This window comes from Candidatus Accumulibacter contiguus (assembly GCF_012940005.1).
Classification (GTDB): domain Bacteria; phylum Pseudomonadota; class Gammaproteobacteria; order Burkholderiales; family Rhodocyclaceae; genus Accumulibacter; species Accumulibacter contiguus.
On sequence record NZ_SPMX01000081.1, the window covers coordinates 1 to 23,892 of the forward strand.

24 protein-coding genes and 1 pseudogene are annotated in these 23,892 nt (G+C 60.5%); 7 read left to right on the top strand and 18 right to left on the bottom strand.

The genetic code is table 11. The features are described from left to right. From E4Q08_RS21070 to E4Q08_RS21105, 8 genes and pseudogenes are all read right to left on the bottom strand, one after another. Window positions 1-999: L-threonylcarbamoyladenylate synthase (locus E4Q08_RS21070; protein ID WP_169071818.1), on the bottom strand; the 999-nt coding region annotated here is incomplete at its 3' end. Continuing rightward, window positions 989-2,146 (bottom strand): 5-(carboxyamino)imidazole ribonucleotide synthase, encoded by a 1,158-nt coding sequence (locus tag E4Q08_RS21075; protein ID WP_169071819.1) that lies wholly within the window; start codon window positions 2,144-2,146, stop codon window positions 989-991. The genes E4Q08_RS21075 and E4Q08_RS21070, both read right to left, overlap by 11 nt. A 166-nt stretch (window positions 2,147-2,312) precedes the next feature. Beyond that, complete coding sequence (gene purE / locus E4Q08_RS21080; protein WP_169071820.1) at window positions 2,313-2,810, bottom strand: 5-(carboxyamino)imidazole ribonucleotide mutase; 498 nt, start codon at window positions 2,808-2,810, stop codon at window positions 2,313-2,315. Next, a pseudogene (folD, locus tag E4Q08_RS21085) lies at window positions 2,810-3,665 on the bottom strand (bifunctional methylenetetrahydrofolate dehydrogenase/methenyltetrahydrofolate cyclohydrolase FolD). The gene purE and the pseudogene folD overlap by 1 nt, the downstream one beginning before the upstream one ends. A gap of 220 nt (window positions 3,666-3,885) precedes the next feature. Continuing rightward, on the bottom strand, window positions 3,886-4,539 hold the full coding sequence (locus E4Q08_RS21090) for a DUF4276 family protein (protein WP_169071821.1): 654 nt from the start codon (window positions 4,537-4,539) through the stop codon (window positions 3,886-3,888). Continuing rightward, window positions 4,536-5,798 (bottom strand): AAA family ATPase, encoded by a 1,263-nt coding sequence (locus tag E4Q08_RS21095; protein WP_169071822.1) that lies wholly within the window; start codon window positions 5,796-5,798, stop codon window positions 4,536-4,538. Before E4Q08_RS21095 ends, E4Q08_RS21090 begins: the two co-directional genes overlap by 4 nt. A 78-nt stretch (window positions 5,799-5,876) precedes the next feature. After that, the gene (locus tag E4Q08_RS21100) at window positions 5,877-6,512 is read right to left on the bottom strand and encodes an indolepyruvate oxidoreductase subunit beta (RefSeq protein WP_169071823.1); all 636 of its coding nucleotides are present in this window, start codon (window positions 6,510-6,512) and stop codon (window positions 5,877-5,879) included. Then, entirely contained in the window at window positions 6,505-8,415 is a 1,911-nt protein-coding gene (locus tag E4Q08_RS21105) for a thiamine pyrophosphate-dependent enzyme (RefSeq protein WP_169071824.1), read from the bottom strand. The genes E4Q08_RS21100 and E4Q08_RS21105 overlap by 8 nt, the downstream gene beginning before the upstream one ends. Before the next feature lie 247 nt (window positions 8,416-8,662). On the opposite strand from E4Q08_RS21105, the gene E4Q08_RS21110 reads away from it, so the two are divergent. Next, on the top strand, window positions 8,663-9,433 hold the full coding sequence (locus E4Q08_RS21110) for a lytic transglycosylase domain-containing protein (RefSeq protein ID WP_169071825.1): 771 nt from the start codon (window positions 8,663-8,665) through the stop codon (window positions 9,431-9,433). 40 nt (window positions 9,434-9,473) lie between these two features. On the opposite strand, the gene nagZ is transcribed toward E4Q08_RS21110, so the two are convergent. Genes nagZ through lepA form a run of 9 tightly spaced genes read right to left on the bottom strand, consistent with a single transcriptional unit; the run spans window position 9,474 to window position 16,957 of the window. Next, a complete protein-coding gene (nagZ, locus tag E4Q08_RS21115) occupies window positions 9,474-10,502 on the bottom strand; it encodes a beta-N-acetylhexosaminidase (protein WP_211203518.1) in 1,029 nt (342 codons plus the stop codon). Next, entirely contained in the window at window positions 10,499-10,876 is a 378-nt protein-coding gene (acpS, locus tag E4Q08_RS21120) for a holo-ACP synthase (RefSeq protein WP_034910844.1), read from the bottom strand. The genes nagZ and acpS overlap by 4 nt, the downstream gene beginning before the upstream one ends. Further along, window positions 10,873-11,646: a pyridoxine 5'-phosphate synthase gene (locus tag E4Q08_RS21125; protein WP_034910841.1), complete on the bottom strand. Its 774-nt coding sequence runs from the start codon at window positions 11,644-11,646 to the stop codon at window positions 10,873-10,875. Before E4Q08_RS21125 ends, acpS begins: the two co-directional genes overlap by 4 nt. Beyond that, entirely contained in the window at window positions 11,643-12,359 is a 717-nt protein-coding gene (recO, locus tag E4Q08_RS21130) for a DNA repair protein RecO (protein ID WP_034910840.1), read from the bottom strand. Before recO ends, E4Q08_RS21125 begins: the two co-directional genes overlap by 4 nt. Before the next feature lie 33 nt (window positions 12,360-12,392). Beyond that, window positions 12,393-13,277, bottom strand: a complete 885-nt coding sequence (era, locus tag E4Q08_RS21135) for a GTPase Era (RefSeq protein ID WP_169071826.1) — start codon at window positions 13,275-13,277, stop codon at window positions 12,393-12,395. 5 nt (window positions 13,278-13,282) lie between these two features. Then, window positions 13,283-13,981 (bottom strand): ribonuclease III, encoded by a 699-nt coding sequence (rnc, locus tag E4Q08_RS21140; protein WP_169071827.1) that lies wholly within the window; start codon window positions 13,979-13,981, stop codon window positions 13,283-13,285. Beyond that, on the bottom strand, window positions 13,978-14,343 hold the full coding sequence (locus E4Q08_RS21145; RefSeq protein WP_034910833.1) for a DUF4845 domain-containing protein: 366 nt from the start codon (window positions 14,341-14,343) through the stop codon (window positions 13,978-13,980). The genes rnc and E4Q08_RS21145 overlap by 4 nt, the downstream gene beginning before the upstream one ends. Before the next feature lie 12 nt (window positions 14,344-14,355). Beyond that, on the bottom strand, window positions 14,356-15,144 hold the full coding sequence (lepB, locus tag E4Q08_RS21150) for a signal peptidase I (protein WP_169071828.1): 789 nt from the start codon (window positions 15,142-15,144) through the stop codon (window positions 14,356-14,358). Window positions 15,145-15,166: 22 nt separating this feature from the next. After that, window positions 15,167-16,957, bottom strand: coding sequence for a translation elongation factor 4 (gene lepA / locus E4Q08_RS21155; protein ID WP_169071837.1), 1,791 nt, complete (start codon window positions 16,955-16,957; stop codon window positions 15,167-15,169). Between the two features lie 327 nt (window positions 16,958-17,284). Between lepA and E4Q08_RS25885 the strand changes: the two genes are divergently transcribed. The 5 genes from E4Q08_RS25885 (at window position 17,285) to E4Q08_RS21180 (ending at window position 23,019) form a co-directional block, all read left to right on the top strand. Continuing rightward, window positions 17,285-18,406, top strand: a complete 1,122-nt coding sequence (locus tag E4Q08_RS25885; protein WP_169071829.1) for a tyrosine-type recombinase/integrase — start codon at window positions 17,285-17,287, stop codon at window positions 18,404-18,406. After that, window positions 18,406-18,903 carry a hypothetical protein gene (locus E4Q08_RS21165; protein WP_169071830.1) on the top strand — a complete coding sequence of 166 codons (498 nt, stop codon included), beginning with the start codon at window positions 18,406-18,408 and terminating at the stop codon, window positions 18,901-18,903. The genes E4Q08_RS25885 and E4Q08_RS21165 overlap by 1 nt, the downstream gene beginning before the upstream one ends. Window positions 18,904-19,334: 431 nt before the next feature. After that, window positions 19,335-21,761: a primase-helicase family protein gene (locus tag E4Q08_RS21170; RefSeq protein ID WP_169071831.1), complete on the top strand. Its 2,427-nt coding sequence runs from the start codon at window positions 19,335-19,337 to the stop codon at window positions 21,759-21,761. Between the two features lie 285 nt (window positions 21,762-22,046). Beyond that, window positions 22,047-22,412 carry a hypothetical protein gene (locus tag E4Q08_RS21175; RefSeq protein WP_169071832.1) on the top strand — a complete coding sequence of 122 codons (366 nt, stop codon included), beginning with the start codon at window positions 22,047-22,049 and terminating at the stop codon, window positions 22,410-22,412. Window positions 22,413-22,443: 31 nt separating this feature from the next. Beyond that, complete coding sequence (locus E4Q08_RS21180) at window positions 22,444-23,019, top strand: hypothetical protein (RefSeq protein ID WP_169071833.1); 576 nt, start codon at window positions 22,444-22,446, stop codon at window positions 23,017-23,019. A gap of 56 nt (window positions 23,020-23,075) precedes the next feature. On the opposite strand, the gene E4Q08_RS21185 is transcribed toward E4Q08_RS21180, so the two are convergent. After that, window positions 23,076-23,522: a hypothetical protein gene (locus tag E4Q08_RS21185; RefSeq protein WP_169071834.1), complete on the bottom strand. Its 447-nt coding sequence runs from the start codon at window positions 23,520-23,522 to the stop codon at window positions 23,076-23,078. Between the two features lie 194 nt (window positions 23,523-23,716). Here E4Q08_RS21185 and E4Q08_RS21190 point away from each other — a divergent pair. Continuing rightward, a partial coding sequence (locus E4Q08_RS21190; RefSeq protein ID WP_169071835.1) for an IS4/Tn5 family transposase DNA-binding protein occupies window positions 23,717-23,892 on the top strand: 176 nt, incomplete at its 3' end.

Sequence of the window (23,892 nt, forward strand, 5' to 3'; positions counted from 1 at the left end):
CGCGCGCTGCAGACGGTCGGCGACCGCCGCCCAGGCCGGCGTTGCCGGAATCTCCTCGACGATGATCAGCTCGGCGTCGGCCTGATCCAGTTCACGCAGGGCGGCGTAGAGCGCACTGGCGTAAGCGCGGGGGTTGGCCGGCAAGCAGCGCCAGGCGTGTGCTGCCGGCGTGGCGGGCAACCGACTGTGACAGAGTACGGCACAGCGCCGACCCGTGCTCTGCAGAAGGTCGATGACCTCAACAATGCGCGCGGATGGCAGCAGGTGCAGCGGCGTCGTCGGCGCGTAGTGTGCGGCCAGCGAACCGGGAACCCGCGGCATAGCGGCGTCCGGCGGACGAGTGACGATCTGCGGCATGATGCCGATGACCGTCGCGATCTGTTCGGGAGTGACCCGCCCCAGGCGCAGCAGACGCGGCGGCAGCGACTCGGCGGGTGTCAGATCGAGAATCGTCGACTCGATGCCGACCGGGCAGCGGCCGCCGTCGAGGATCAGGGGTACGGCATTGCCGAGTTCCGCGCGCACATGTGCGGCTGCGGTCGGGCTGATGCGACCGAAGCGGTTGGCCGACGGCGCGGCGATGCCGCACATGCCGGCCAGCCCGCCGCCGGCACGCGCATAAGCACGCAGCAGGTTCAGTGCCAGGGGGTGCGCTGGTACGCGCAGGCCGACGCTGTCCTGACCGCCGGTAACGACTTTCGGCACTGCCGCCGCGCGCTTGAGGATCAGGGTCAGCGGGCCGGGCCAGAAGGCTTCGGCGAGTTCCCAGGCAACGGCGGGAATGTCCCGCGCCCAGCGGTCGAGATAGCCGTCGGCCGGCAGATGTACGATCAGCGGGTGGTCGGCCGGCCGCTGCTTGGCCACGAAGATCCGGGCGACGGCGGCCGGATTGGCGGCGTCGGCACCGAGGCCATAGACCGTCTCGGTCGGAAAGGCGACCAGCTCGCCGGCTTGCAGCAGCGCTACGGCATGATCGATGTCGTTATTTTCAGGGCGCATCGACGATCCCGATCGCGGCGCGCGCGGCCATCGCGACTTGCCGGGCACGTTCCGGGTCACCATCGAGAACGGTGAAGTGTCCCATCTTGCGACCGGGACGGGCGTGATGCTTGCCATAGAGATGCAGCTTGAGGGCAGGAAAAGCGTGCAGCTTCGACCAGTCGGGTTCGCGGTAGTGATGGCCGGCCGGTGTCGTTTCATACCAGAGATCACCGAGCAGATTGACCATCGCCGCTGCCGAGTGCGCCCGCGCTTCGCCGAGCGGCAGGCCGCACAGGGCACGCACTTGCTGCTCGTACTGGCTGGTGATGCAGGCGTCGATGGTGTAATGGCCACTGTTGTGCGGGCGCGGCGCCATTTCGTTGATCAATAGTTCGCCGCGAACGACAAAGAACTCGACGGCCAGGGTGCCAATATAGCGTAAGCCCTCGGCAATCCTGGCAGCAAGTGCAGCGGCCGCGGCGCGCAGTTCGGTCGATGCACGCGCCGGTACCAGTGAGACATCGAGGATACCCTTGCGGTGACTGTTCTCGGCGACCGGAAAGCTCGTCACGATGCCGCTTTCGTCGCGCGCCAGCACCACCGAAACCTCGTAGTCGAGCGCAAGCTTCTGCTCCAGCACGCAGGTTTCGCCCTTGAACTGCTGGAAAGCGGCAATCGCCTGCTCAGCATTGGCCACCACGGCTTGTCCCTTGCCGTCGTAGCCGAAGCGGGCGACTTTCAGGATTCCGGGAAAAAGACCGGTAGCGGCCTCGCGCAGATCCTGTTCACTGTGCACCGCGGCGAAGGCGGCGTGTGGCAGGCCCTGGTCGCGCAGGAAGGTCTTTTCAGCGATGCGGTTCTGGCAGACGCTGACCGCCGCCGCCGCTGGGCGCACGACCACGAATTTGTCGAGATAGTCGAGGGTTCCTGCCGGGACGTTTTCGAACTCGGTGCTGATGGCCGCGCAGCCCTGCGCCAGCTCGTCCAGTGCTGCAAAATCCTCGTACGCCGCCAGCAGATGACGGTCGGCGATCAGCGCCGCAGGGCTGTGCGGGTCGGGATCGAGGACCCAGACGGGGTAGCCCATCTCGTGCGCTGCAGCAACGAAGAAGCGGCCGAGCTGACCGCCGCCAAGCATGCCGAGAATTGCCGGGGGAAGAATCATCGTGCCGTACCGGGAAAGCCTTACTATGAAAGTCGCGAGCGACTCACGAATCTCCCCTCCCCCCTCGCGGGGAAGGGGTGGGGGAGAGGGAAACGGTCATCACTTTCATCATCGGGAGTGTCTTGCAAAGTCATGACCGTTTGGGGCGACTGGTCAGGAATGCCGCTCACACCTCCGGCAGCTTCATGGCCATCACCTTCTCGGCCTGTGCGCGACGGAAGTCGCCGAGGCGCCGAGCGATCGCCGGATCGCCGGTGGCCAGCATGGCGACGGCGAACAAGGCGGCATTGGCAGCGCCGGCTTCGCCAATGGCGAAAGTGGCCACCGGAATTCCTTTTGGCATCTGCACGATCGAGAGCAGCGAATCCTGACCGGACAGCGCTTTCGATTGCACCGGCACGCCGAGTACCGGCACGGTGGTCTTGGCCGCCAGCATTCCCGGCAGGTGGGCGGCGCCGCCGGCACCGGCGATGATTGCTTTCAGTCCGCGCTGGCCGGCCGCGGCCGCGTATTCGAACAGCAAATCCGGGGTGCGATGCGCCGAAACGACGCGCGCCTCGAAGGGCACGCCAAACTCCTTGAGGATCACCGCAGCCGCCTGCATCGTCGGCCAGTCGGAATCGGAGCCCATGACCACGCCGACCAGCGGTTCGCGTTGCGACATCAGTGGGCCTCTCTTTCAGCGGCTTCGAGGGTGTTGGCGAGCAGCATGGTAATGGTCATCGGACCGACGCCGCCGGGCACCGGTGTGATCGCCGAGGCGACTTCGCTGACCGCCGCAAAATCGACGTCACCGCAGAGTTTGCCGTCGGGCAGGCGGTTGATCCCGACATCGATGACCACGGCACCCGGTTTGACCATCTCGGCGGTGACGAAGCGCGCTTTGCCGAGCGCGGCAACGAGGATGTCGGCACGGCGCGTGTGGAAGGCCAGGTCGCGGGTCTGCGAATGACAGATGGTGACCGTTGCGCTGGCCTGCATCAGCAACATCGCCATCGGTTTGCCGACGATGTTCGAGCGCCCGAGGATCACCGCTTCCTTGCCTTTGAGATCGATGCCTGCATCGGCAAGGAACTTCATCACGCCATAGGGCGTACAGGGAATGAAACGCGGATGGCCCTGCATCAGCGCGCCGACATTTTCGGCGTGAAAACCATCGACATCCTTCTCGGGAGTGATCGCCTTGAGCACGGCGTCGCTGTCGAAGTGCTTCGGCAAGGGTAACTGCACCAGGATGCCGTGTATCTTCGGGTCGGCATTGAGTTCGGCGATCTTGTCGAAAACCCGTTGCGGCTCGATGTCAGGCGCATACAGGATCTTCTCCGAGTGGAAACCGGCCGCTGCACAGGCGTTCACCTTGTTGCGCACATAGACCTGCGAAGCAGCGTCTTCGCCGACCAGAATCACCGCCAGGCCAGGGCGGGTGCCGCGACTGGCCAGCAGTGCTTCGGCACGTGTCTTGAAATCGGCGCGCAGTTTTTTTCGCCAGCGCGTTGCCGTCGAGGATTGTTGCCGTCATCGTGGATTTTCCTGGGGTGTTATTCTTGAGTGCACGGAAGGAATAAGCAATCTGCCGATCGATCCGTCAGATGCCAGGGTAAAAACTGCGCATCGGTCGACCGGTCGACAATAAGGGCGCGATTCTAGCGCAAATCAGGCAGTGCGCCCTCGGCTTTCGTCGCCAGTTTCGGCTGCCGCCCGACTCATCCGCGATCATGCAAATAGCCCTGGACGCCCTGTCATCGGCTTCCTGCCGGATGTTTCAGCACTTCTCGATGGATACCATCGACGAACTTTCGCAGGCTGGGTGAATGCGGTTCCGTGAGATTCAGGTATGGTGAGATGCGCTCGGCCCAAGCGTACTTGTCCGCGCCAGTCACCTCGGAATCCTTGATATCCAGGGCGACTGCCAGCTCCTCCCAGGCGCCGACAATCTCGTCTGCCACAATACGGCGCAACTTCTGTAATTTCTGTGCTCGCACCTTTGGGTAGGCTGCGGCAACGGCATCTACGTCGGCGATAAACCAGCTCTCGGTTTCCTCGATCGCCAACCGAAACAGAACACGGGGCGGTCGCTTGGGCAGCCGTGCCAGCATCGAGTTCAATTGCCCCAGCAACTCGCGACACGGGTCACGGTCCACATCAATCAGGACCACCACGCATGCCTGATCACCAAGATGCGAAAAGCCCTTCAGCTTCGCCGGGAGTTGATGCAACAAGGTCTGCTGCTTCGGATCAGGTTGGCCGAGCAGATCGTCAGGCAAGATACCGCGCCCTTTGTGTCGGTGGATACGGAAGTGTAGGTTCTCCAGCAGACCGAAATGCCGCGTCAGAACTTCCCTGACTGCCGGCACGTCGGAAGCTCCTTCGACCAGCACCTCGAACCAGATCATGGGTTACCGATGCCGAAATGGTTGCTGTACCAGAGGCTCCCCATCGGGATGCCTTCAGCGAACATTTCGCGCACCCCCGGCACATCGGACGCACGAGTCAGATGGCTGAAGCCATCAGCCCCCTTGTCAAGAATCCAGACCTCATCCGGAGTCAGCGCGTCGACAAAATTGGGCGCATGGGTGGTGATCAGGATTTGCGGGCCGCGCGCTTTCGACGCATATTCCTTGAATTCCTGAGCAAGTGTTGCCAGCAATTGATGATGCAAGCCGTTCTCGGGTTCTTCGATACCAATCAACGGTGCCGGGCTGGGATCTTCCATCAGTAATAGATAGGCAAGCATCTTTAACGTACCATCGGACATGTCCTGCTGATAGAAAGGCTCAGGAAACCCCTGGGCAGAAAATTCGAGCACCAGGCGGCGGTCCCTCTCGGTCTTCGCCTTGATGTCAATTATTCCGGGAACCTTCTTCCCAATTCGTTCGAGCATCTGGCGAAATCCTCCGGGGTTCGCACGTTCTACATATTGGAGATAGCGTGAAAGGTTTTCGCCTCGGCGATCAAGATGTGGATCGGCACCGGCTTGACTCGGGTTGCGTGCCAATTCCGGAACAAAGTACGAGAGATACCAACCCGACAGGAAATCTCGAAAAGCAACAACCCGGTCATGATTGGCGAGCGTTCCCAGAGTGGCTATGCCAAGTACCTGCCGGTCCTTCATCTTGACTGGTACTCGCTCGCTCCCTTCCCTTGCGGTGGGTGCGCCGGTTCCGGTTCCGGTTCCCTCCTCAAACCCCTCCGTACCGGACCAGGCATAGCCCTGCCCGTTGGTCAGTTCCAGAAACGAATACGGTTGGCCGTACTTTTGTCCCTTTCGACGCTGACGGAGTCGTTCATAGACTACTTGGGCGCGACCCTGGGCATCGCAGGCGATATGCAGCGAATAACTAATCGGCCTCGCATTGGTGGGCGTCTCCTTGTAGCGAACTTCAAACTTGATTGGCTCAACAGAACCTTGTGTTCGCATACGTTCAAAACCACCCCGATGCGGCTTGTCACACGCCGCTTCTACTCCCTCTGCGAGGCAATCACCGAGAAACCCCAAGGCGTCGAGCAAACTCGACTTGCCGGACCCATTCGCACCAATGACTGTAACCAGTCTCGGAAGAGCGTCCTGCTCGCGCTCGTAGAGCGTCTTGCCCAGCGTCACATCCTGCAAGGCCCGGTAGTTCTGAATTTGTATGCCTTCGAGAATTGCCATTCACTTCATCTCCAGCGCACGCGTCAACTCGGTCGTGCATCGCATTGATCGCCGATAAGAGCGTGAGTCTATCGCAAATCAGGCAACGCCCGCCTCGGCTTTCGCCGCCGCTTCGGCGGCGGCACGGCCGGCGGCGAAGGCGTGTCGGTTGAGTTCGACGAGTTCGGCTTTCTTGCGTGCGAAACGCTTGAGGATGCAGTGTTCGAGGACTTCGGCCGGAAAGGGCAGGTGGTCCGAGATGGCGCCGAGCATGACCGTATTGCCGAGCCGGATATCGCCGAGTTCCTGAGCAATCTGTGAGGCGTCGAAGGAGAAGACCTGCGTGCCGGCGGCGCGCATCGAGGCCACCGGGTCATCCGGATAGTCGTAGAGACCAAGCTCGACGATCGGTGGCACCAGACGGCCGGTGTTCATCAGTACCAGACCTTTGGGACGCAGCATGTGCCGCCAGCGCATCGCTTCGGCGGCCTCGAAACCCAGCAGCACGTCGGCGGTGCCGGGCGTGATCTGCGGCGACAGCACCTTCGCACCAAAACGCAGGTGCGACGAGACCACGCCGCCACGCTGTGCCATGCCGGCCACTTCAGTTTTCTTGACATCATGGCCGAGAGCGATCGCCGCCTCGGCGAGGATCTCGGTGGCGGTCATCACGCCCTGGCCGCCGGTGCCGACAACGAGAATGTTGGTGGTGTCGAATCGGCCTGTTTCAGACATCTTGCGTGTTCCTCGCAAGCTCGGCGCTCTTCCTGATCACCTTGATCGGCATCGCCAGCGTATCGACATGCACGATCGCGTCAGGTGCACAGGGCTTGAGGCACAGGCCGCAGCCGGTACAGGCGGCACTCTCGATGCGCACGAAAGCGAGATCGACTTCGCGTCCGCTGGCTTTCCGGACCCGCTCGCGACGCGTGACATGGATCGCCGGGCAACCGACATCGACACAGTTGCCGCAACCGGTGCACCGCTCATCAAGCACCCGGTACGGCTTGAGTGCGTGGTAGTCCTTGATCAGCACACAGGGCTGGTTGGTGATGATCACCGACGGCTCGGGGATTTTCGTCTCTTCACGCAGGGTGCGCAGCAGCACCGGCAGTTCGTAGGCGTCCAGCACATGCACCCGTTCCGGACGCACCCCGAGTGCCCTGACCAGATTGGCGAAATCGACGCGTGGCGCTTCCTTGCCGTGAATGTCGCGGCCGCTGCCGGGATTGTCCTGACCGCCAGTCATGCCGACGGCGCGGTTGTCGAGCAACAGGACGGTGACGTTGCCGCGGTTGTAGACGATGTCCAGCAGCCCCTGCATGCCCATGTGCAGGAAGGTCGAATCGCCGATCACGGCAACGATTTTCTTGTCCTTCTCGGCGTCACTGCGCCCCTTGTCGAGGCCCAGCGCCATGCCCATCGAAGCGCCCATCGAGATACAGGCGTCGAGTGCATTCCACGGCTGTCCGAAGCCGAGTGTGTAGCAGCCGATGTCGCCCGAGATGGTGACATTGCGCAACTGCGAGAGCGTGTAGTAGACGCCCAGATGCGGACAGGCGACGCACATGGTCGGCGGACGCGGAAAAACCGCCATCGGCGCGGTTCGAGCGAGTTCGGGCAAGGCTTCGCCGAGCAGGCCGGCGATTGCCGGCTTGAGCACCTGCGGCGACAGTTCGCCGGACAACGGCAGCAGGTCCTTGCCCGTGACGGTGAAGCCCTGCGCCTTGAGTTCGGTCTCGATCAAGGGCTCGACCTCTTCGACAACCACCAGCAACTCGCACTGTTCGGCAAACTTGCGCAGGCGATCGAAGGGCAGCGGGAAAGAGAAACCGAGCTTGCAGACCGGTGCATCAGGGAAGCTCTCGCGCACATGCATGTAGGCCGGGCCGGAGGTGATAAAACCGACGCGGCGATCAGGGCCCGATTCGACGACGTTGAGTTCGGAAATCTCGGCGGCGGCACGCAGCCGGCGTTCGCGCTCGAACATCAGCGGCAGACGCCGCCCGGCAGCGCTCGGCACCATCACCCAGCGGCTGACGTCCTTGGTGAACCCGGCGACCGCACGTTCGCTGCGCGCACCGATGCGAACCAGTCCCTTGACGTGACAGATACGGGTCGTCAGACGCAGGATCACTGGCACCTCGAAGCGCTCCGAGAGTTCGAAGGCAGCCAGCGTGAAGTCATGCGCTTCCTGCGAATCCGCCGGTTCGAGCAGGGGCAGATGTGCAAAACGGCCCCAGTAGCGCGAATCCTGCTCGTTCTGCGACGACGAAAGGCCGACGTCGTCGGCGATCGCGATCACCAGTCCACCGGCGACGCCGGTCAGGGTCATCGTCATCAGCGCGTCGGAAGCGACGTTCATGCCCACATGCTTCATCGCACAGAAGCCGCGCGAACCGGCCATGGTGGCGCCGAAAGCCACTTCGAGAGAAACCTTCTCGTTGACCGACCATTCGGTGTAGATGTCCGGATAGGTCGCCACACATTCGAGCATTTCGGTCGCGGGCGTTCCCGGATAGGCCGCTGCCACCCGTACCCCGGCCTCCCACACGGCCCGTGCCACCGCCTCGTTGCCTGACATCAGAAGCCGGCTGGCTGCTGCCACGGGCGGGGTTGACATCACACCTGCGGTCATTGCTTCTCCTTGCACGGAAAAAAGTCCCGAGAAAAACCTGGACCTTAGCGGCTCAAGGGTTCGGGCGAGTTGACGCAGGTCAACTTCATGATCAGGATTGACAGCAGCTGCCCAAGCTGGGCATACTCGGGCGAGATCCAGCGGATACCCGATTCCCAGGTTTACCCAAGCGATCGACAGGGCCGCTGGGATCCTGCTTGATTAACCCGGCACTCGGATGTGCCAATCAAACGGAAGTGAATTTCGCATGCGATTTTTCAGTTCTATCGTCATGCTTCTTCTGAGTCTCATGTCTGCGAGCACCCGCGCCAACATTTATGGCTACATTGACGAGCAAGGAGCGGCGCATTTTGCCACCGAAAAAATAGACTCGCGCTATCAGCTATTCCTGCGCGGCAAGCACTTCGATGCGTCGGAATCCCCGCCGATCGGCCCGGCAAAACCCGAACTATTGCGCTATCTGTCGCAACATCCCAACCTGAAGAAGTTTGAGCCCTTGCTGAAAGTGGCGAGCAATGAATTTGCTGTCGAAGCTGCCCTGCTCAAGGCAGTCATGGCGGCAGAATCGGGTTTCAATCCTGGCGCGATTTCCCCTAAAGGCGCCATTGGTTTGATGCAGGTCATGCCGGCAACAGCCGAACGCTACGGTTTGCAGGGCGACAAGAATAAAACCATTGAACAGAAACTGAGCGACCCGGAAACCAATATCCGCCTGGGCGCACGCTATCTGCGCGACCTCCACCGAATGTTCCCCAATCAGCAGGACCTGGTGCTCGCTTCCTACAATGCCGGCGAAGGTGCGGTGCAACAATACAAGAACCAGGTTCCACCATATCCTGAAACGCGCAATTACGTGCAACTGGTCACGCAAATCTACCAGTTGTATCAACCCAAGGCAGCAACCAAAAAACCGGAAGCCGGCGTATTTTCTGGCTTCGGGCACAACGCCAGGCGCCTGTACCTGACGATTCCGGGGCGCCGCAACATGCCATCACCGGCAGTCACAAGTATCGAGTAGTTGCGGATTTCTGAGCAGGAAGTTTTGGCTCCAGTTCGCATCAGGACAGCAGGCTGCAGGCTGCAGCCACACCGGCCAGGTAAGTCGAATCCTGCTGCAGACCAGCCCAGCCGACAGCGGGGTTGGTCGGCAAAAGACGCCCGACACGCTGAGCCCGCAGCGGATCGCTTGGTGGCTGCCAGCTCGCCAGAAGTTCGCCGACCGCATCCGGCGAATTGCACACCAGCAGCAGGTCGCAGCCGGCATCCCAGGCCGCCATACAGCGCTCGATGATGCCGCCGGCGACACTGGCGCCGGCCATCGACAGATCGTCACTGAAAATGACGCCGTCGAAGCCGAGATCATTGCGCAGCAGGCCTGTCCAGAAATGCGAGAAACCCGCCGGCCGTGGGTCCAGCCAGCGATAGATGACGTGCGCCGGCATCACCGCGTCGAGTTCGAGCCGGCGATAGGGTTCGAGGTCAGGCGCCAGTTCTTCGAACCGGCGCTCGTCGATCGGCAGATCAACGTGCGAATCGGCCTCGACCCAGCCATGACCCGGAAAGTGCTTGCCGCAGGCGGCCATGCCGGCGCGGTGCAGGCCTTCGATCAGCGCGCCGGCCAGTGGCACCACTGCGGCCGGGTCGGCGTGCAGCGAACGGTCGCCGATGACGCTGCTGCGTCCCCAGTCGAGATCGAGTACCGGCGTGAATGACAGGTCGACACCGCGCGCGCGCAGTTCGGCGGCGAGGACATAGCCGACGCCGCGTGCCGCGTGCAGCGCCGCCTGCGGGTCGCGGTCCCACAGCTCGCCGAGACGACGCATCGCCGGCAGGCGCGTGAAACCGTCACGGCAGCGTTGCACCCGGCCCCCTTCATGGTCGATGGCAATCGGCAGGGGCGGCGAGCGCAAGGCATGCACGGCGGCCGTGAGTTGCTCGAGCTGCTGCGGCGACGCGTAGTTGCGCGCGAACAGAATCAGGCCACCGACCAACGGGTGGCACAGACGCTCGCGTTCGAGAGCGGACAAGTGCAGCCCGGCAATGTCGATCATCAGCGGGCCGAGCGGGAGAGTTCTGCTGGTATTCATTGCTGTTCCATGATCACGAAAGCGACGGCGAAGTCATGCTCGTCACTGATCGTGAGGTGCGCGACGAGTCGGCGCTGTGCAAGGTGGGCGGCGAGCGGCGCCGCGTACTCGAACAGCGGCCGGCCCAGCGAATCGTGGACGACGCCGATACTCGGCAAGCTGGCGGGTGCAACCAGTCCGATGCCCAGCGCTTTGCCAAATGCCTCCTTGGCCGCAAAGCGCTTGGCAAGGAACCGGGCCGGATCGCGGACGCCGGCAAACTCGGCACGTTCCCTTGGCGAAAGCAGTTTCGCCAGTGCGCGCTGACCGTGCTGCTCGTACAGCCTGCCGAGGCGGGCAACGGCAACAATGTCGGTGCCGATTCCGGCAATCATGGCCGGGAGGGCCGGGCCAGCGACCGGGCCTGTGCCTCGCGCAGCAGGCGTTTCATTTCACCCACTGCTTCGCGCAGGCCGACGAAGATGGCGCGGCTGATGATCGCGTGCCCGATATGCAGTTCGCGGATGCCTGCGAGTTGCGCGACCGGTTGCACGTTGAAGTAGTTGAGTGCATGGCCGGCGTTGAAACGCATGCCGAGTTGACGCGCAGCTTCTCCGGCAAAGCGAATTTTTTCGAGTTCGGCAAGCACGGCGAGGCTTTCGGCGTCGCGCCCTTGCGTATAAAAGGCGTGCGCATAAGGACCGGTGTGTATTTCGCAGACGCGCGCGCCGATGCGTGCAGCGGCTTGTACCTGTGTCGGATCGGCATCGATGAACACACTGCTGACGATGCCGGCATCGCTGAGGCGGGCCACCGACTCGGCAAGCCTGGCTTCCTGAGCAACGATGTCGAGCCCGCCTTCGGTGGTTACTTCATGGCGACCCTCGGGTACCAGCATCGCCATTTGCGGCTTGATTCGGCAGGCAATCGCGACCATCTCGTCGGTCGCTGCCATTTCGAGGTTGAGCTTGATCTGCGCCAGGTCGCGCAGTTTCTCGACATCGGCATCCTGGATGTGTCGCCGGTCCTCGCGCAGGTGGATGGTGATGCCATCAGCACCGCCGAGGTGCGCTTCGACAGCCGCCCACACCGGATCGGGCTCGTAGGTGCAGCGTGCCTGCCGAATCGTCGCCACATGGTCAATATTTACGCCAAGTTCGATCATAGTTCGTGTAGCTCCCTGAAAATTCTGCGACTGGCGAGACTCTTGCCATCGGTGTAATGATTGATCAGTGTGCGCATCAGTTGTTTGGCTTCGGCCAGCGAGCGCGGATCGGAGAAATCCTCGTGCGCCAGATCGAGCAGCGTCCTGCCGCTGACTGCCCGCAGCGAACTGCCGGATCCCGGTAGTCGCACCGGACCACGCTCGATCTCGTAGACATAATGCGCATCGACGTCGACCGCGATGCCGGTCGCATCGGTTTCAAGGGTCAGGCCATAACCGAGTTCCTGCAGCAGCGCCCGCTCAAAGCAGCGCAGGTCGGACTCCTGTGTGCCGTTGGCAAAGCGCTGCAGGGTCTCGGCATAGACCAGGAAAAGTCGGGCATGCGCATCCTCGCGCGGTAACAGGTGCATCAACAGCTCGTTCAGGTAATAGCCGCAGAACAGCGACTTGCCTGCCAGCAACGGCTGCCCGCCCTGCCACTCGGCCTTGATCAGCGTTTGCACCTCGCCACGACCTGCCCAACCGAGTTCGAGCGGCTGAAATGCCTGCAGGACGCCGCGCAGGGCCGAGCGTGGCCGGCGCGCGCCGCGTGCCAGGAGAGCGACACGACCATGGTCGCGCGAAAAGACATCGACGATCAAGCTGGTCTCGCTGTACGGATAGGCGTGCAGTACGAAAGCCGGCTGGGCATCGACCTTGTGCCGCTGCGTCACTTCTCTACTCGTTCGTCGGCACGCGTGCGCGCGCTAGTCGTAGCCAAGCGTCTTGAGCATTCGCTCATCGTCGGCCCAACCTGACTTGACCTTGACAAAGACTTCGAGAAACACCTGACCATCGAACATCCGCTGCATGTCCTGGCGCGCCTCGGAGGCAATGCGTTTGATGATTTCGCCACCACTACCGATGATGATCGACTTGTGCCCCTCGCGCTCGACCAGGATGGCGGCGCTGATGCGCCGCAAGGCGCCATCGACGACGAACTTTTCGATCTCGACGGCGGCGGCATAGGGCAATTCGTCGCCGATCAGGCGAAAGAGCTTTTCGCGGATGTACTCGGCAGCCAGGAATCTTTCGCTGCGATCGGTGATTTCATCCTCGCCGTACAGCAAGTCGGTATTCGGCAAATGCTTGCGCGTCTCACCGAGCAGGACTTCCATCTGCGAGCCGCGCATCGCGCTGACCGGAACGATCGCCGTGAACTCGCCTTCGCCGGCGAGACGAGCAAGGTACGGAAGGAGTTGCATCTTGTCCGGCAACTGATCGATCTTGTTCACCACGATGATCACCGGGCACTCATTCGGTATGAGCTGGCGTACCACCCGGTCGCGATCGTCATAGCGCCCGGCCTCGACAACGAACAGGACGACGTCGACCTCGGCCAGCGCCTGTCGAACGCCACGATTCATCGCCCGATTCAGTGCATTGCCATAACGGGTCTGGAAACCCGGTGTATCGATAAAAACGTACTGCGCATCCGACCTGGTGAGGATGCCCAGGATGCGGTGGCGAGTGGTCTGCGCCCGTCGCGAGACAATGCTGAGCTTCTCGCCAATCAGCTGGTTGAGCAAGGTCGACTTGCCGACGTTGGGGCGGCCGACAATGGCAATCTGTCCGCTGCGAATTTCGCTCATGCCGGTCATGATCGCGGCTGCCGAGAAAAGTCATGAGCGCTTTCCAGGCTTTCCAGCGCACGTTCAGCGGCCATTTGTTCGGCTGCCCGGCGACTGCCGCCGCGGCCCTCGGTGCGAAGGTGCAGGGATTCGATCACACAGGCCACCCGGAACTGCTGTGCATGCGCCTCGCCTTCGGTGCCGGCCAGCGAGTACTGTGGCAAGGCCAGCCGGGCGCCCTGGAGATATTCCTGCAAGCGCGTTTTGGCATCCTTGATTCCCTGTCCGGAAGTCAGTCGATCCAGCACGCCGGCATAAACACGGACGATCACCCGGCCAGCGACGTCGAAACCGGCATCCAGCCACAGCGCGCCAAACAGCGCTTCGAGGGCATCGGCCAGAATGGATGGCCTTTGCTGTCCGCCGCTCTTCTGCTCCCCCTCGCCAAGACGCAGAAAGTCCCCCAGCGAGAGCGCCAAAGCAAGCTGGTGCAGGCTGTCCTGGCGCACCAGATTGGCTCGCAGTCGCGAGAGATCGCCTTCGGGAAGCCGCGGAAAGCGCTCGAACAGGCAGTGCGCAATGACGGCATTGAGAATCGCATCGCCAAGGAACTCGAGTCGCTCATTGTGCGGTGAAGTGAAACTGCGATGTGTCAGCGCCAGTTGCAGCAGATCTCGATCCCGGAAAGTATGGCCGAGCGCCTGTTCGAGACGGAAAGCGGTCATTGCGAAGAGCCGCGCCCCGACGAGGAACCGCGAAAATCGATCAGCAGACTGACATTGCCAGCCAGCGGAATCCGCTTCTCGTAGGCAAAGGCAATGACCACCTGGTTGTCTTCCTTGAATATGTCGAGATCCGCCGGGGTGAGGGTCTTGATATGCTCGATTTCTGCATACTTGCCGAAAGCCTGCCGCAGTTCGGGCACCGTCTTGCCATTGGAACCTGCAGCCACCGCCTTGACCGCCTGCCGGATCTTGTAATAATCCATGAATTCCGGAAGCACCCGGATCGCGAGAATCGCCACCAAAGCAATCAACACGCCCCAGCCCACCAGACTCGAAAGGGCCACACCACGCTGACGATTCATAGCCACAACTCCTTACCTGAACGATCCGATCCTTTTGAGATCACTGAAATTCAACCAGATGAAAAAAGCCTTCCCGACGATGTTCTGGTCCGGAACGAAACCCCAATAACGGCTATCACGGCTGTTGTCGCGATTGTCGCCCATCACGAAATACTGACCCGGCGGTACCTTGCAGATTACTCCCTGCGCGTTGTAGGAACAATCCTGACGATTGGCAAACTGTGCCGGACCCTGAACATAGGGCGGGGCATCCTCATCGTTGAGCGTTCGATGCTCCGTGCTGTCCAGCTTCTCGATGAATTGCCGCGAATAGTACAGGCGCTCTGCGTGCAGATAATCGTCGGTGCGCGTGCTTGGCACCGGTTGTCCGTTGATCGTCAGCTTCTTGTTCTGGTAAGCGATGCTGTCACCGGGAACGCCGACCACCCGCTTGATGTAGTCGAGCGACGGATCCTCGGGATAGCGAAAGACCATCACGTCACCACGTTGCGGGTTGTTGATGTCGATGATCTTGCGGTTGAGCACCGGCAGGCGAATGCCATAGGTGAACTTGTTGACAAGAATGAAATCGCCAACCTGCAGGGTCGGAATCATCGATCCCGAGGGTATCTTGAACGGTTCGACGAGAAACGAACGCAGCACGAAAACCACCAGGATCACCGGGAAGAAACTAGCCCCGTACTCGACCCACCACGGATCCTTGGCGTTGGCCGGGCGGCGCTTGCGCAGGACAAAAGCATCGGCCGCCCAGATCGCGCCGCTGACCAGCAACAGGACAAACAGGATCAGCGCAAAATTCACTCCATCACTCCTTTACCTGGCTTTACTTGCCAACACGCAACACAGCAAGGAAAGCCTCCTGTGGAATCTCGACCGACCCGACCTGTTTCATGCGTTTCTTGCCTGCCTTCTGCTTTTCGAGCAGCTTCTTCTTGCGCGAAATGTCGCCACCGTAACATTTGGCCAGCACATCCTTGCGCATTGCCTTGACATTCTCGCGGGCGATGATGTTGGCGCCGATGGCGGCCTGAATGGCGACGTCGTACATCTGACGCGGAATCAGTTCGCGCATCTTGGCCGCCAGTTCGCGACCGCGATAGACCGAGTTGGCGCGGTGCAGGATCACTGACAGGGCGTCGACACGCTCGCTATTGATCAGTACATCCAGCCTGACCACGTCGGCCGCACGATATTCCTTGAATTCGTAGTCCAGCGAAGCGTAGCCGCGCGAGACGGACTTCAGGCGGTCGAAGAAATCCATCACCACTTCGGCCATCGGCATTTCGTAGACCAGTTGCACCTGCCGGCCGTGATAGCTCATGTCGATCTGGTTGCCGCGCTTCTGATTGCACAGAGTAATGACATTGCCCAGATATTCCTGCGGAACGAATAGCGTGGTGGTGATGATCGGTTCGCGGATCTCCTCGATCTTCGACAGTTCGGGCAGCTTGGCCGGGTTTTCGACATTGACCAGGTTGCCATCACGCAGCAGGACTTCATAGACGACGGTCGGTGCGGTGGTGATCAGGTCCTGATCGAACTCGCGTTCGAGACGCTCCTGGACGATCTCCATGTGCAACAGCCCGAGGAAACCGCAGCGAAAACCGAAACCGAGGGCTTGCGAGACCTCGGGTTCGTAGCGCAGCGACGCGTCGTTGAGCTTCAGCTTCTCCAGCGATTCGCGCAGCGACTCATACTGGTTCGATTCCACCGGATACAGCCCGGCGAATACCTGCGACTTGATTTCCTTGAAGCCCGGCAAGGCCTGGCTCGCCGGTCGTTCGAGCAGCGTCACCGTATCGCCGACCTTGGTGGCCTGCAGTTCCTTGATCCCCGAGATGACGTACCCGACTTCGCCAGCGCGCAGGGCGTCGCGGGATACCGCCTTGGGAGTAAACACTCCGACCTGTTCGCAGAGGTGCGTTGAGCCGGCAGCCATCAGACGAATCCTGTCCTTGGGTCGTAGCGTGCCATCAAAGACCCGTACCAGCATCACCACACCCACATAATTGTCGAACCAGGCATCCACCAGCAAGGCCTTGAGTGGTGCATCGGGATCGCCTTGGGGCGCGGGAATGCGTTCGATGATCGCTTCCAGGATGTCCTCGACGCCGAAGCCGGTCTTGGCCGAGGCCAGCACGGCTTCGGAAGCGTCGAGGCCGATCACGTCCTCGATCTCCTGGCGCGCCTGGTCAGGCATCGCCGACGGCAGATCGACCTTGTTCAGTACAGGCACGACATCGACGCCGAGTTCGATGGCCGTATAGCAGTTGGCGACAGTCTGCGCCTCGACTCCCTGTGACGCATCGACCACCAGCAAAGCTCCCTCGCAGGCGGACAGCGAACGCGACACCTCATAGGAAAAGTCAACATGTCCAGGCGTATCGATCAGGTTCAGGTTGTAGACTTCGCCGCTGCGCGCCCGGTATTGCAGGGCAGCGGTCTGCGCCTTGATGGTGATGCCGCGTTCGCGCTCGATGTCCATCGAGTCGAGCACCTGCGCTTCCATCTCGCGATCGGAAAGACCGCCGCAAAGATGAATGATGCGGTCGGCGAGCGTCGATTTCCCGTGATCGATATGCGCGATGATGGAAAAATTGCGGATGTGTTGCATGTGCATTAGACTTGTATCAAGCGAACCAAAATGGTATCATTAATCATCATAACCGCCTGATTAACAAGCAATTTTTGTAGCAATTCGTGTCAGCTTGCATCGCTGTAGCTCAACATTATGCGGGTAGGACTGCGGGTATGTTGGCAGGTGCTGTAAAAATCTACCCGCTTTTTCTTCTCAAGCCTTGAATTCGTTGGTGTTTCAGCGATCCTTTGCCTACCCACACCCTCTCCGGAGTCCCTATGCTGACCGATACCCAGATAAGGAACATCAAGCCAGAAGCAAGACCCGTCAAACTGACAGACGGGGGGCGGATTATACCTTGAAGTGACCCCATCAGGCGGCAAGCATTGGCGCTACCGCTTCCGACTCGGCGGCAAGGAAAGCCTGTTCGTCATCGGCGAGTACCCGCAAGTCAAGGCTGCCGACGCCCGGCGACGCAGAGACGATGCCCGTCAGTTGGTCAAGCAGGGCATAAACCCCACCCACCAGCGCAAGCTCGAAGAAACCACCCGAAAGTATGAGCGGGCGACGACGTTTGAGGCCGTAGCCGCCGAATGGTATGGAGCGAAATCGGGCGCATGGTCCGTGGGCTACGCGGGGCATGTCGATACCATCCTGAAAAAGGACATCAATCCCCGCATCGGTGCTCTCCCGATCAAGGACATCAAGACGCCGATCATTCACGAGGTGCTGCGCAAAATCGAAGCACGCCAGGCCCCAACACGTGCCATTCTCGCCCGTCAGATCATCGGCAGCGTGTTCAAGCTCGCCATCATCACGCATCGCGCCGAGTACAACGTGGTTGACCCGCTCAAGGGAGAAATTGCACGCCGTGTCGTTGAACACCGCAAGCACTTGAGGGATGACGACCTGCCCGACTTCCTGCGCAAGCTGGAGGACTACTCAGGGCACCAGACCACGGCCATTGCCCTCAAGCTGCTGATGCTGACCGCCGTGCGGCCAGGCGAGTTGTGCGGCGCCCCCTGGAGAGAATTCAATATCGACAGGGCAGAGTGGCGCATTCCTGCGGCGCGCATGAAGATGAACGAAGAGCATGTCGTGCCGCTTTCCCGGCAGGCGCTGGAGCTTCTCAAACAACTGCGCGACCTCACCGGCCATGCAGAGTACCTTTTCCCGACGCAGGGCACCAAGTCGCAAACCATGCCGACCGCCACACTGCGCAACGCGGTTACGAAGCTCGGTTATTCTGATCGGTTCAGCCCCCACGGTGCGCGGGGCACTTTTTCCACCATGTGCAACGAGGCTGGGTTCAGGCCGGACGTGATAGAACGGCAACTCGCCCACGCGGAAAGAAACTCGGTTCGGGCAAGCTACAACCAGGCGGAGTACATGCCCGAACGCCGGCAGATGATGCAGCAGTGGGCGGACAAGCTCGATTCGCTCAAAGTAGGAGCACAGGTTATTCCGTTCGGGAAGGTGGCCTGATGGTTCTGTATCGTAGAAAACTACCAAAGCCCTTGGCAGTAGACACGCCACAGATACGGGCCGCGATCAATCTTGTCCACGCTGTTGAGAGCGGACAGAACCCGGACGGCGAGACGCTGCAAGTTCTCCACGACGCTTTCCGGGAAATCTTCGGTGGCAAGCATCCGACCGAGATATTCGGACAACCGCTGGGTCTAGTCTCACCTAAAGGCCGACCGAAGGGTTACGGCTTCACTCCCGCTGACATCGTGAGCGCATATATCGAGCTACGCCGGAGGCAACTTGAACCGACCCACCCAACAAACGCACTTGAAACTGCCAAACTTGACGCTGCCAGTGCCTTTGTTGAGTTTGGCGGTGCAGTCGATGCGGCGAGGGCTATTGATCGGGACTGGGCTGCTGGGCGAGGGCTTGTAGCTGCACTAAGCGACGGCGACTTACACAAAATAATTGCGCCGTACAAGTGCGATGCGGCGGGACAAATAATACGCAAATAGCGTCACCTGACTACGCTTGACCAACAAGGCATCATCCAACCATACCGAATCAACGGTGCTCAGGTCGGAGAAGACGATGCCAAGTAACACCACCCCCGAAACCAGGAAAGCCGCCAAGGCAGCCAAACTGGCCGAACAGCTTAAGCTGTTTGAATCCCTTCCCCCATATGCCCTAGTCGCTCTCCCAGTCGTGTGCGCCATCACTGGGCGCTCTCCTGCTTCTGTCTGGCGAGACGTAAAGGCCGGCCGTTGTCCTGCTCCTGTAAAGGCGGGGCCGCGCTCTACGAGGTGGCGTGTCGGCGACCTTCGCGCAGCCTGACCATCCGGGCTAGCCAAACGTGCTTACACGTAAACACCATATCGAATAACCAAAGAGCACGGCGTACGGGCAAAAGAAAGCCCGGACAGAAGCCGGGCCGGAAAGCATTTCAATGAACGAACATGTTAACACAATTGCTGGGCCGCCAGAGCGCGGCACCGGGGCGCTTCCCCGAAAAATCCTCGTCAGCAAAGGGCGCGACACCGAAGGATTTCTACGCAAAATCCTCCCCTCTCAGGGGATAGTCGTCATCGCAGAACCCGTTCGTAGGGCTGGCAGTACGCAGACCTACTGGAAGCACTACAAGTACAAAACTGTGGAGGAAGCGGCAGCCGCCATTGAAGCCTTCGACAGTGCGGGCAGGACGGTGTACCACGCCTGCAGCACGTTCAAGGAAGACCTCCCCAAGAAGCTCAGGACGCAGGACAACGCCGGGTGGGTAAAGGCGTTCTGGGTCGACGCCGACGTAGATGCGAACAACCCAGCCAAGTACGCCAGCAAGAAGGAAGCGCTGCTGGACATTGGGCGAGTTTGGAAGAAACTGGGACTTCCACTGCCACTGATTGTTGACTCCGGCGGCGGCCTGCATGGCTACGTAACCCTGACCGAAGACGTTACCACCGCCATCTGGACGCCCTTGGCGCGGCAGTTCAAGGACCGCCTCACCGCCCTGGGATTCAAACAGGACCCCTCCCGTACCGCCGACTCCGCCAGCGTGCTGCGCCCAGTAGGCACCCACAACCGCAAGAAGTGCCCGGCCCGCCCGGTGCGCCTGATCAACGAGGGGCAAGACATCACGCTGGAGCTGTTCGCCGCGGCACTGGGCACCAGCGTCCCTGCACCTATCACGGCCATGCCCGAGGAAGACGACGACCTGGGAGGCGGCATCGAGTACCCCCCATCATCGGCGAATCGCATCGTTCAGTTCTGCCCCACCGTGGCGTACGTGGCGGACATGCTGGGAAACGTCCCGGAGCCTCTGTGGCACAAGATGATTGGCGTCGTGAAACACACCACAGAGGGCGTGCTGCGCTGCCACGAGTGGAGCGTCGGGCACCCGGAGTACAGCGAGTACGAAACCCAGCAGAAGATCGACAACTGGGCCACCGGCCCCGCCACCTGCGCCAGCTTCCGGCAAGCCGCAGAGAACAAGTGCGAGGGCTGCACCCAGACTTGCAAGAGCCCAGTGCAGCTTGGATATACCGACGAAGCCCCTGCTGTAGTTACTGGAATGGCTGCCCCGTGGCTGGACAGAATGAACGAGGAGTACGCATGGATCGAACAGGACGCCGCAATCTATCGCCGCAAACACCGAGATTTCATCAGGGTCGATAGCTTCCACATGGCCCACGCAAACGACTTCGTTGCCGTGGCTACCCCGACTGGGACAAAGCAGGTACCGGCCTCCCGGCAATGGCTAAGCGACAAGCGGCGGAGCCAGTTTCGCGCCATCGTCACAAGGCCCGGAGAACCCATAGTTACCGCTGACGGGTGCCTGAACATCTGGGCAGGGTTCGCTGTGGAGCCTGTGCCAGGCGATGTTGCTCCATTTTTAGGCGCGTACGCGCACTTGTTTGAGGCTGCTCGGTATCCCCTTCAATGGCTGGCCCATCTGATCCAGTTCCCCGGCGTCAAGATGTTCGTCAGCCTTGTCGTTTGGTCGCAGAAAGAAGGTGTTGGCAAAAACCTGCTCTTTGAAACCATCGGGGCGTTGTTCAACCCCCACCACTATGCGCTGATTGGACAATCTGAGGTCGACGACGACTTCTGCGGCTGGATTGCCGGCACTGTGTTCGTCCTTGCTGATGAGATACGCGCATCCAAGAGCGACAAATCAAGAGATAGGCTGAAACTATGGGGCACTGCAACAACCTTGCGCACCCACGACAAGGGGCAGCCGAAGCGAGTTGTGGAAAACCTGATGAATGCTGTGTACCTGTCGAACCACGCTGACGGGATGTTCCTCAGCGATAACGACCGGCGCTTCTATATTCACGACGTGCAGGCAGGCGCGCTCCCGGAGCCACTCAAGCAAACATTCCTGCACTGGCGGCGTAACGGCGGGCTGGCGCACCTGCTGCACCACCTGCAAAACCTCGACCTGACCGGCTTCGATCCCAAGGGCCACGCTCCGGCGACAAAATCCAAGGCCGCGATGGTCGATGCTGGGCGCTCCGACTTGGATCGCTACGCGCATGACACTGTGACCGGCGCGCTGCCACTCAGGCGCCAGGTGGCGACCGCGGAAGACCTGACACAGAAATTCATGGTCGAGTACCACCACCTTCGCACTCCACCTTCGGTCAGCACTGTGGGCAAGGTGTTCGTCCGCATGGGTGCGTATCGCCGTGATACCCAAGTCCGGCTTTCCAACGGGAAAAAAGTTCGCGCCCTGGCACTCGTCAACACGCAATACTGGAAGGCCCAGCCAGAAGCAGCCTGGCGTGCGGAACTGGAGAAAACCGAGACTTCCGTGCCTCACGTGCAGCACCACGCCTCACCAGTGCCTCGGGACGTGCCTCGGCTGGAACCCGCATGAATACTGGATGCCTCGCGTGCCTCGGGGGAATTGGCTTTCTCCCCGTCTTTCACTGTACACACTCCCGCCGTGCATGCTCTACACCCTCTCTCCCCTATATTTTTTACTTACCTATAAGAACAAGAGAGGCAGGAGAGGCAGAACATGGAGAACCGCATGGATACTGGGCTTGTGGCTGCCTCACCATGCATATGTCATGCATAGGCACTGCTGAGGCACCCGAGGCAGCCGCAAAACACCCCTGGCGCACAGATCACAACTCCATCACAGCAAGGACCGATCACAATGACCCAAAACCACCTGAGCGATTTTATCGCCGGCCTCGTCGCCGACTCGTCCGCAGCCATCCAAGCCGCTGAGCAGGCACGCCGCGCTGAGCAGGACAAACAGCACGCCACCTGGAAAGAGCGCTTGACCCCACTGGATCAGCGGCTGGCCAAGCTCCTGGCGGTGATCCCCGAGAGCATCAAGGCCGAGGGCCTCAGTATCGACGTGTTGCGGGTGCAACTCGCCGGCCGCTTCGCGCAGACCAGTCGTGCATGCGATGTCGCCGCAGCGCTACGAAAACTTGGATGGACGCGCAAGCGCTGCTGGCGGGGCGATGAGAGCCCCCAAGGATTCCGCGCCACCTGGCACCCTCCCTGCAAGTAACCACTCTTTTTTCAACCACAAAGGAACGCCCATGACCAAAACACCCACTACTATCGACCAGCGCCGCCTGGAGTCCGCGATTCATGAATCCGCCCATTTCGTTGCCAGCGTATTGCACGGCGCATACATTAGAGACGTTCGCATCCTGCCCGTATCAGGCAGAGCAATCGGCACTCCATACCGCCCTGGGCTAAGATGCCTCGGCTATGTTGTTTCTTACTTGGGCGTAGCTGAAAGCTATAACGATGGGTTCATCGACCTGTGCGGCTGCGTCATTGCCGAACTGCGAGGCGACTGTTGGCAACAGTGGGACTACAACAACGCAAAGGATGCGTTGTGCGCTGAGCAGTTCAGGCAGTGCCAAGAGGATGCATGCATGTTCGTGTATACCAACCGTGATTTGATAGAACAAGTTGGGCGTGAACTGCTCGCCATCGCCAAGCCAGATGGAAAGTTCACGAGAAAAAGCCTGAAGCAGTTGGAGAGCTATACCAAGGGCCTGCTGAACCGGCACTATGCAGCCTCAAAGGTTCGGGCCGCTGCGATTTTGGCAGCGAAGAAGCCGCAACTGGATGAGCTACGGCGCAGGTATGCAGAAGCCGAGTAGTGCCTTGGTAACCAAAACAGACACCATCGGGGCCGGGGGAACCGGCTGAGCAGCTTTCAGAAGGAACGATTGCGCAGGTAGTTGACGATTACCTCCAGCAGTTTGGCCATAACCCCCGCGTCCTTATCCGCAACAGCGAACCGCACATTGTCGGGTACTCTCCCGCAGATAATGGGGTGACCTCCGGTATGGTCCTCGGCGGGAAAATCCACCTTTTCCGGGGCGGGCGGGCTAACACTACTGAGGTGGTGCGAACGCGCTCTGGCACGAGATGCTGAAATCTTCTTGCGCGCCCTGCTTGCCACACAAAGCGCACTTGCAAGCCAGAGCATAGGGGTGCTTGGCTCTGGTACAGTTGAAGGGGCAGAATACAAATCGAGGACCAAGTTATCAAATTGCCCCATCCCTGCAGCATAGGTGCTCATAAATACAGCTTCGAGATTTAGTTTGTCCAGTACAAACGTTTGGAGCACGGGATCAGGCCCAGAAAGCACTTTAAGCACAGTAATATCGTCAGGACTATAAAAAGCACCCGATTACCCACAACTCACTTGACATAGGAGCGCGCGGCGTGGCTTGACTCCAACGCGATAGCAAACGCTGTTGCATTTCCGCTTACCCACCCCATATATGCAAACGGCAACAGTTTTCAAGCTGTTGTTAAAACGTATATTTCGTAATCTTGCGGAGGTATGGCATGGGTTGGGCAGCGGAGGAGTTCAAGGATCTGGATTTGGGGGATGCGCGGCGGACGCGGCGCTTGATCAAGCTGGTGGATGATCTGTCGGCACAACCGACCGGAAGCATCCCGGTGGCTTGCGGGGGTTGGGCGGAAACCAAAGCGGCCTACCGGCTGCTGGACAATCCCGCGAC

Coding starts and splice junctions, on each gene's coding strand:
- nagZ (WP_211203518.1), bottom strand. CDS start 10,502: ATGAATACCAGCAGAACTCTCCCGCTCGGCCCGCTGATGATCGACATT.
- E4Q08_RS21105 (WP_169071824.1), bottom strand. CDS start 8,415: ATGACCGCAGGTGTGATGTCAACCCCGCCCGTGGCAGCAGCCAGCCGG.
- E4Q08_RS21180 (WP_169071833.1), top strand. CDS start 22,444: ATGACCAAAACACCCACTACTATCGACCAGCGCCGCCTGGAGTCCGCG.
- E4Q08_RS21145 (WP_034910833.1), bottom strand. CDS start 14,343: ATGAATCGTCAGCGTGGTGTGGCCCTTTCGAGTCTGGTGGGCTGGGGC.
- rnc (WP_169071827.1), bottom strand. CDS start 13,981: ATGACCGCTTTCCGTCTCGAACAGGCGCTCGGCCATACTTTCCGGGAT.
- E4Q08_RS21175 (WP_169071832.1), top strand. CDS start 22,047: ATGACCCAAAACCACCTGAGCGATTTTATCGCCGGCCTCGTCGCCGAC.
- era (WP_169071826.1), bottom strand. CDS start 13,277: ATGAGCGAAATTCGCAGCGGACAGATTGCCATTGTCGGCCGCCCCAAC.
- E4Q08_RS21075 (WP_169071819.1), bottom strand. CDS start 2,146: ATGATTCTTCCCCCGGCAATTCTCGGCATGCTTGGCGGCGGTCAGCTC.
- E4Q08_RS21165 (WP_169071830.1), top strand. CDS start 18,406: ATGGTTCTGTATCGTAGAAAACTACCAAAGCCCTTGGCAGTAGACACG.
- E4Q08_RS21125 (WP_034910841.1), bottom strand. CDS start 11,646: ATGATCGAACTTGGCGTAAATATTGACCATGTGGCGACGATTCGGCAG.
- E4Q08_RS21170 (WP_169071831.1), top strand. CDS start 19,335: ATGAACGAACATGTTAACACAATTGCTGGGCCGCCAGAGCGCGGCACC.
- E4Q08_RS21090 (WP_169071821.1), bottom strand. CDS start 4,539: ATGATCTGGTTCGAGGTGCTGGTCGAAGGAGCTTCCGACGTGCCGGCA.
- E4Q08_RS21110 (WP_169071825.1), top strand. CDS start 8,663: ATGCGATTTTTCAGTTCTATCGTCATGCTTCTTCTGAGTCTCATGTCT.
- lepA (WP_169071837.1), bottom strand. CDS start 16,957: ATGCAACACATCCGCAATTTTTCCATCATCGCGCATATCGATCACGGG.
- E4Q08_RS21100 (WP_169071823.1), bottom strand. CDS start 6,512: ATGTCTGAAACAGGCCGATTCGACACCACCAACATTCTCGTTGTCGGC.
- E4Q08_RS21095 (WP_169071822.1), bottom strand. CDS start 5,798: ATGGCAATTCTCGAAGGCATACAAATTCAGAACTACCGGGCCTTGCAG.
- purE (WP_169071820.1), bottom strand. CDS start 2,810: ATGTCGCAACGCGAACCGCTGGTCGGCGTGGTCATGGGCTCCGATTCC.
- acpS (WP_034910844.1), bottom strand. CDS start 10,876: ATGATTGCCGGAATCGGCACCGACATTGTTGCCGTTGCCCGCCTCGGC.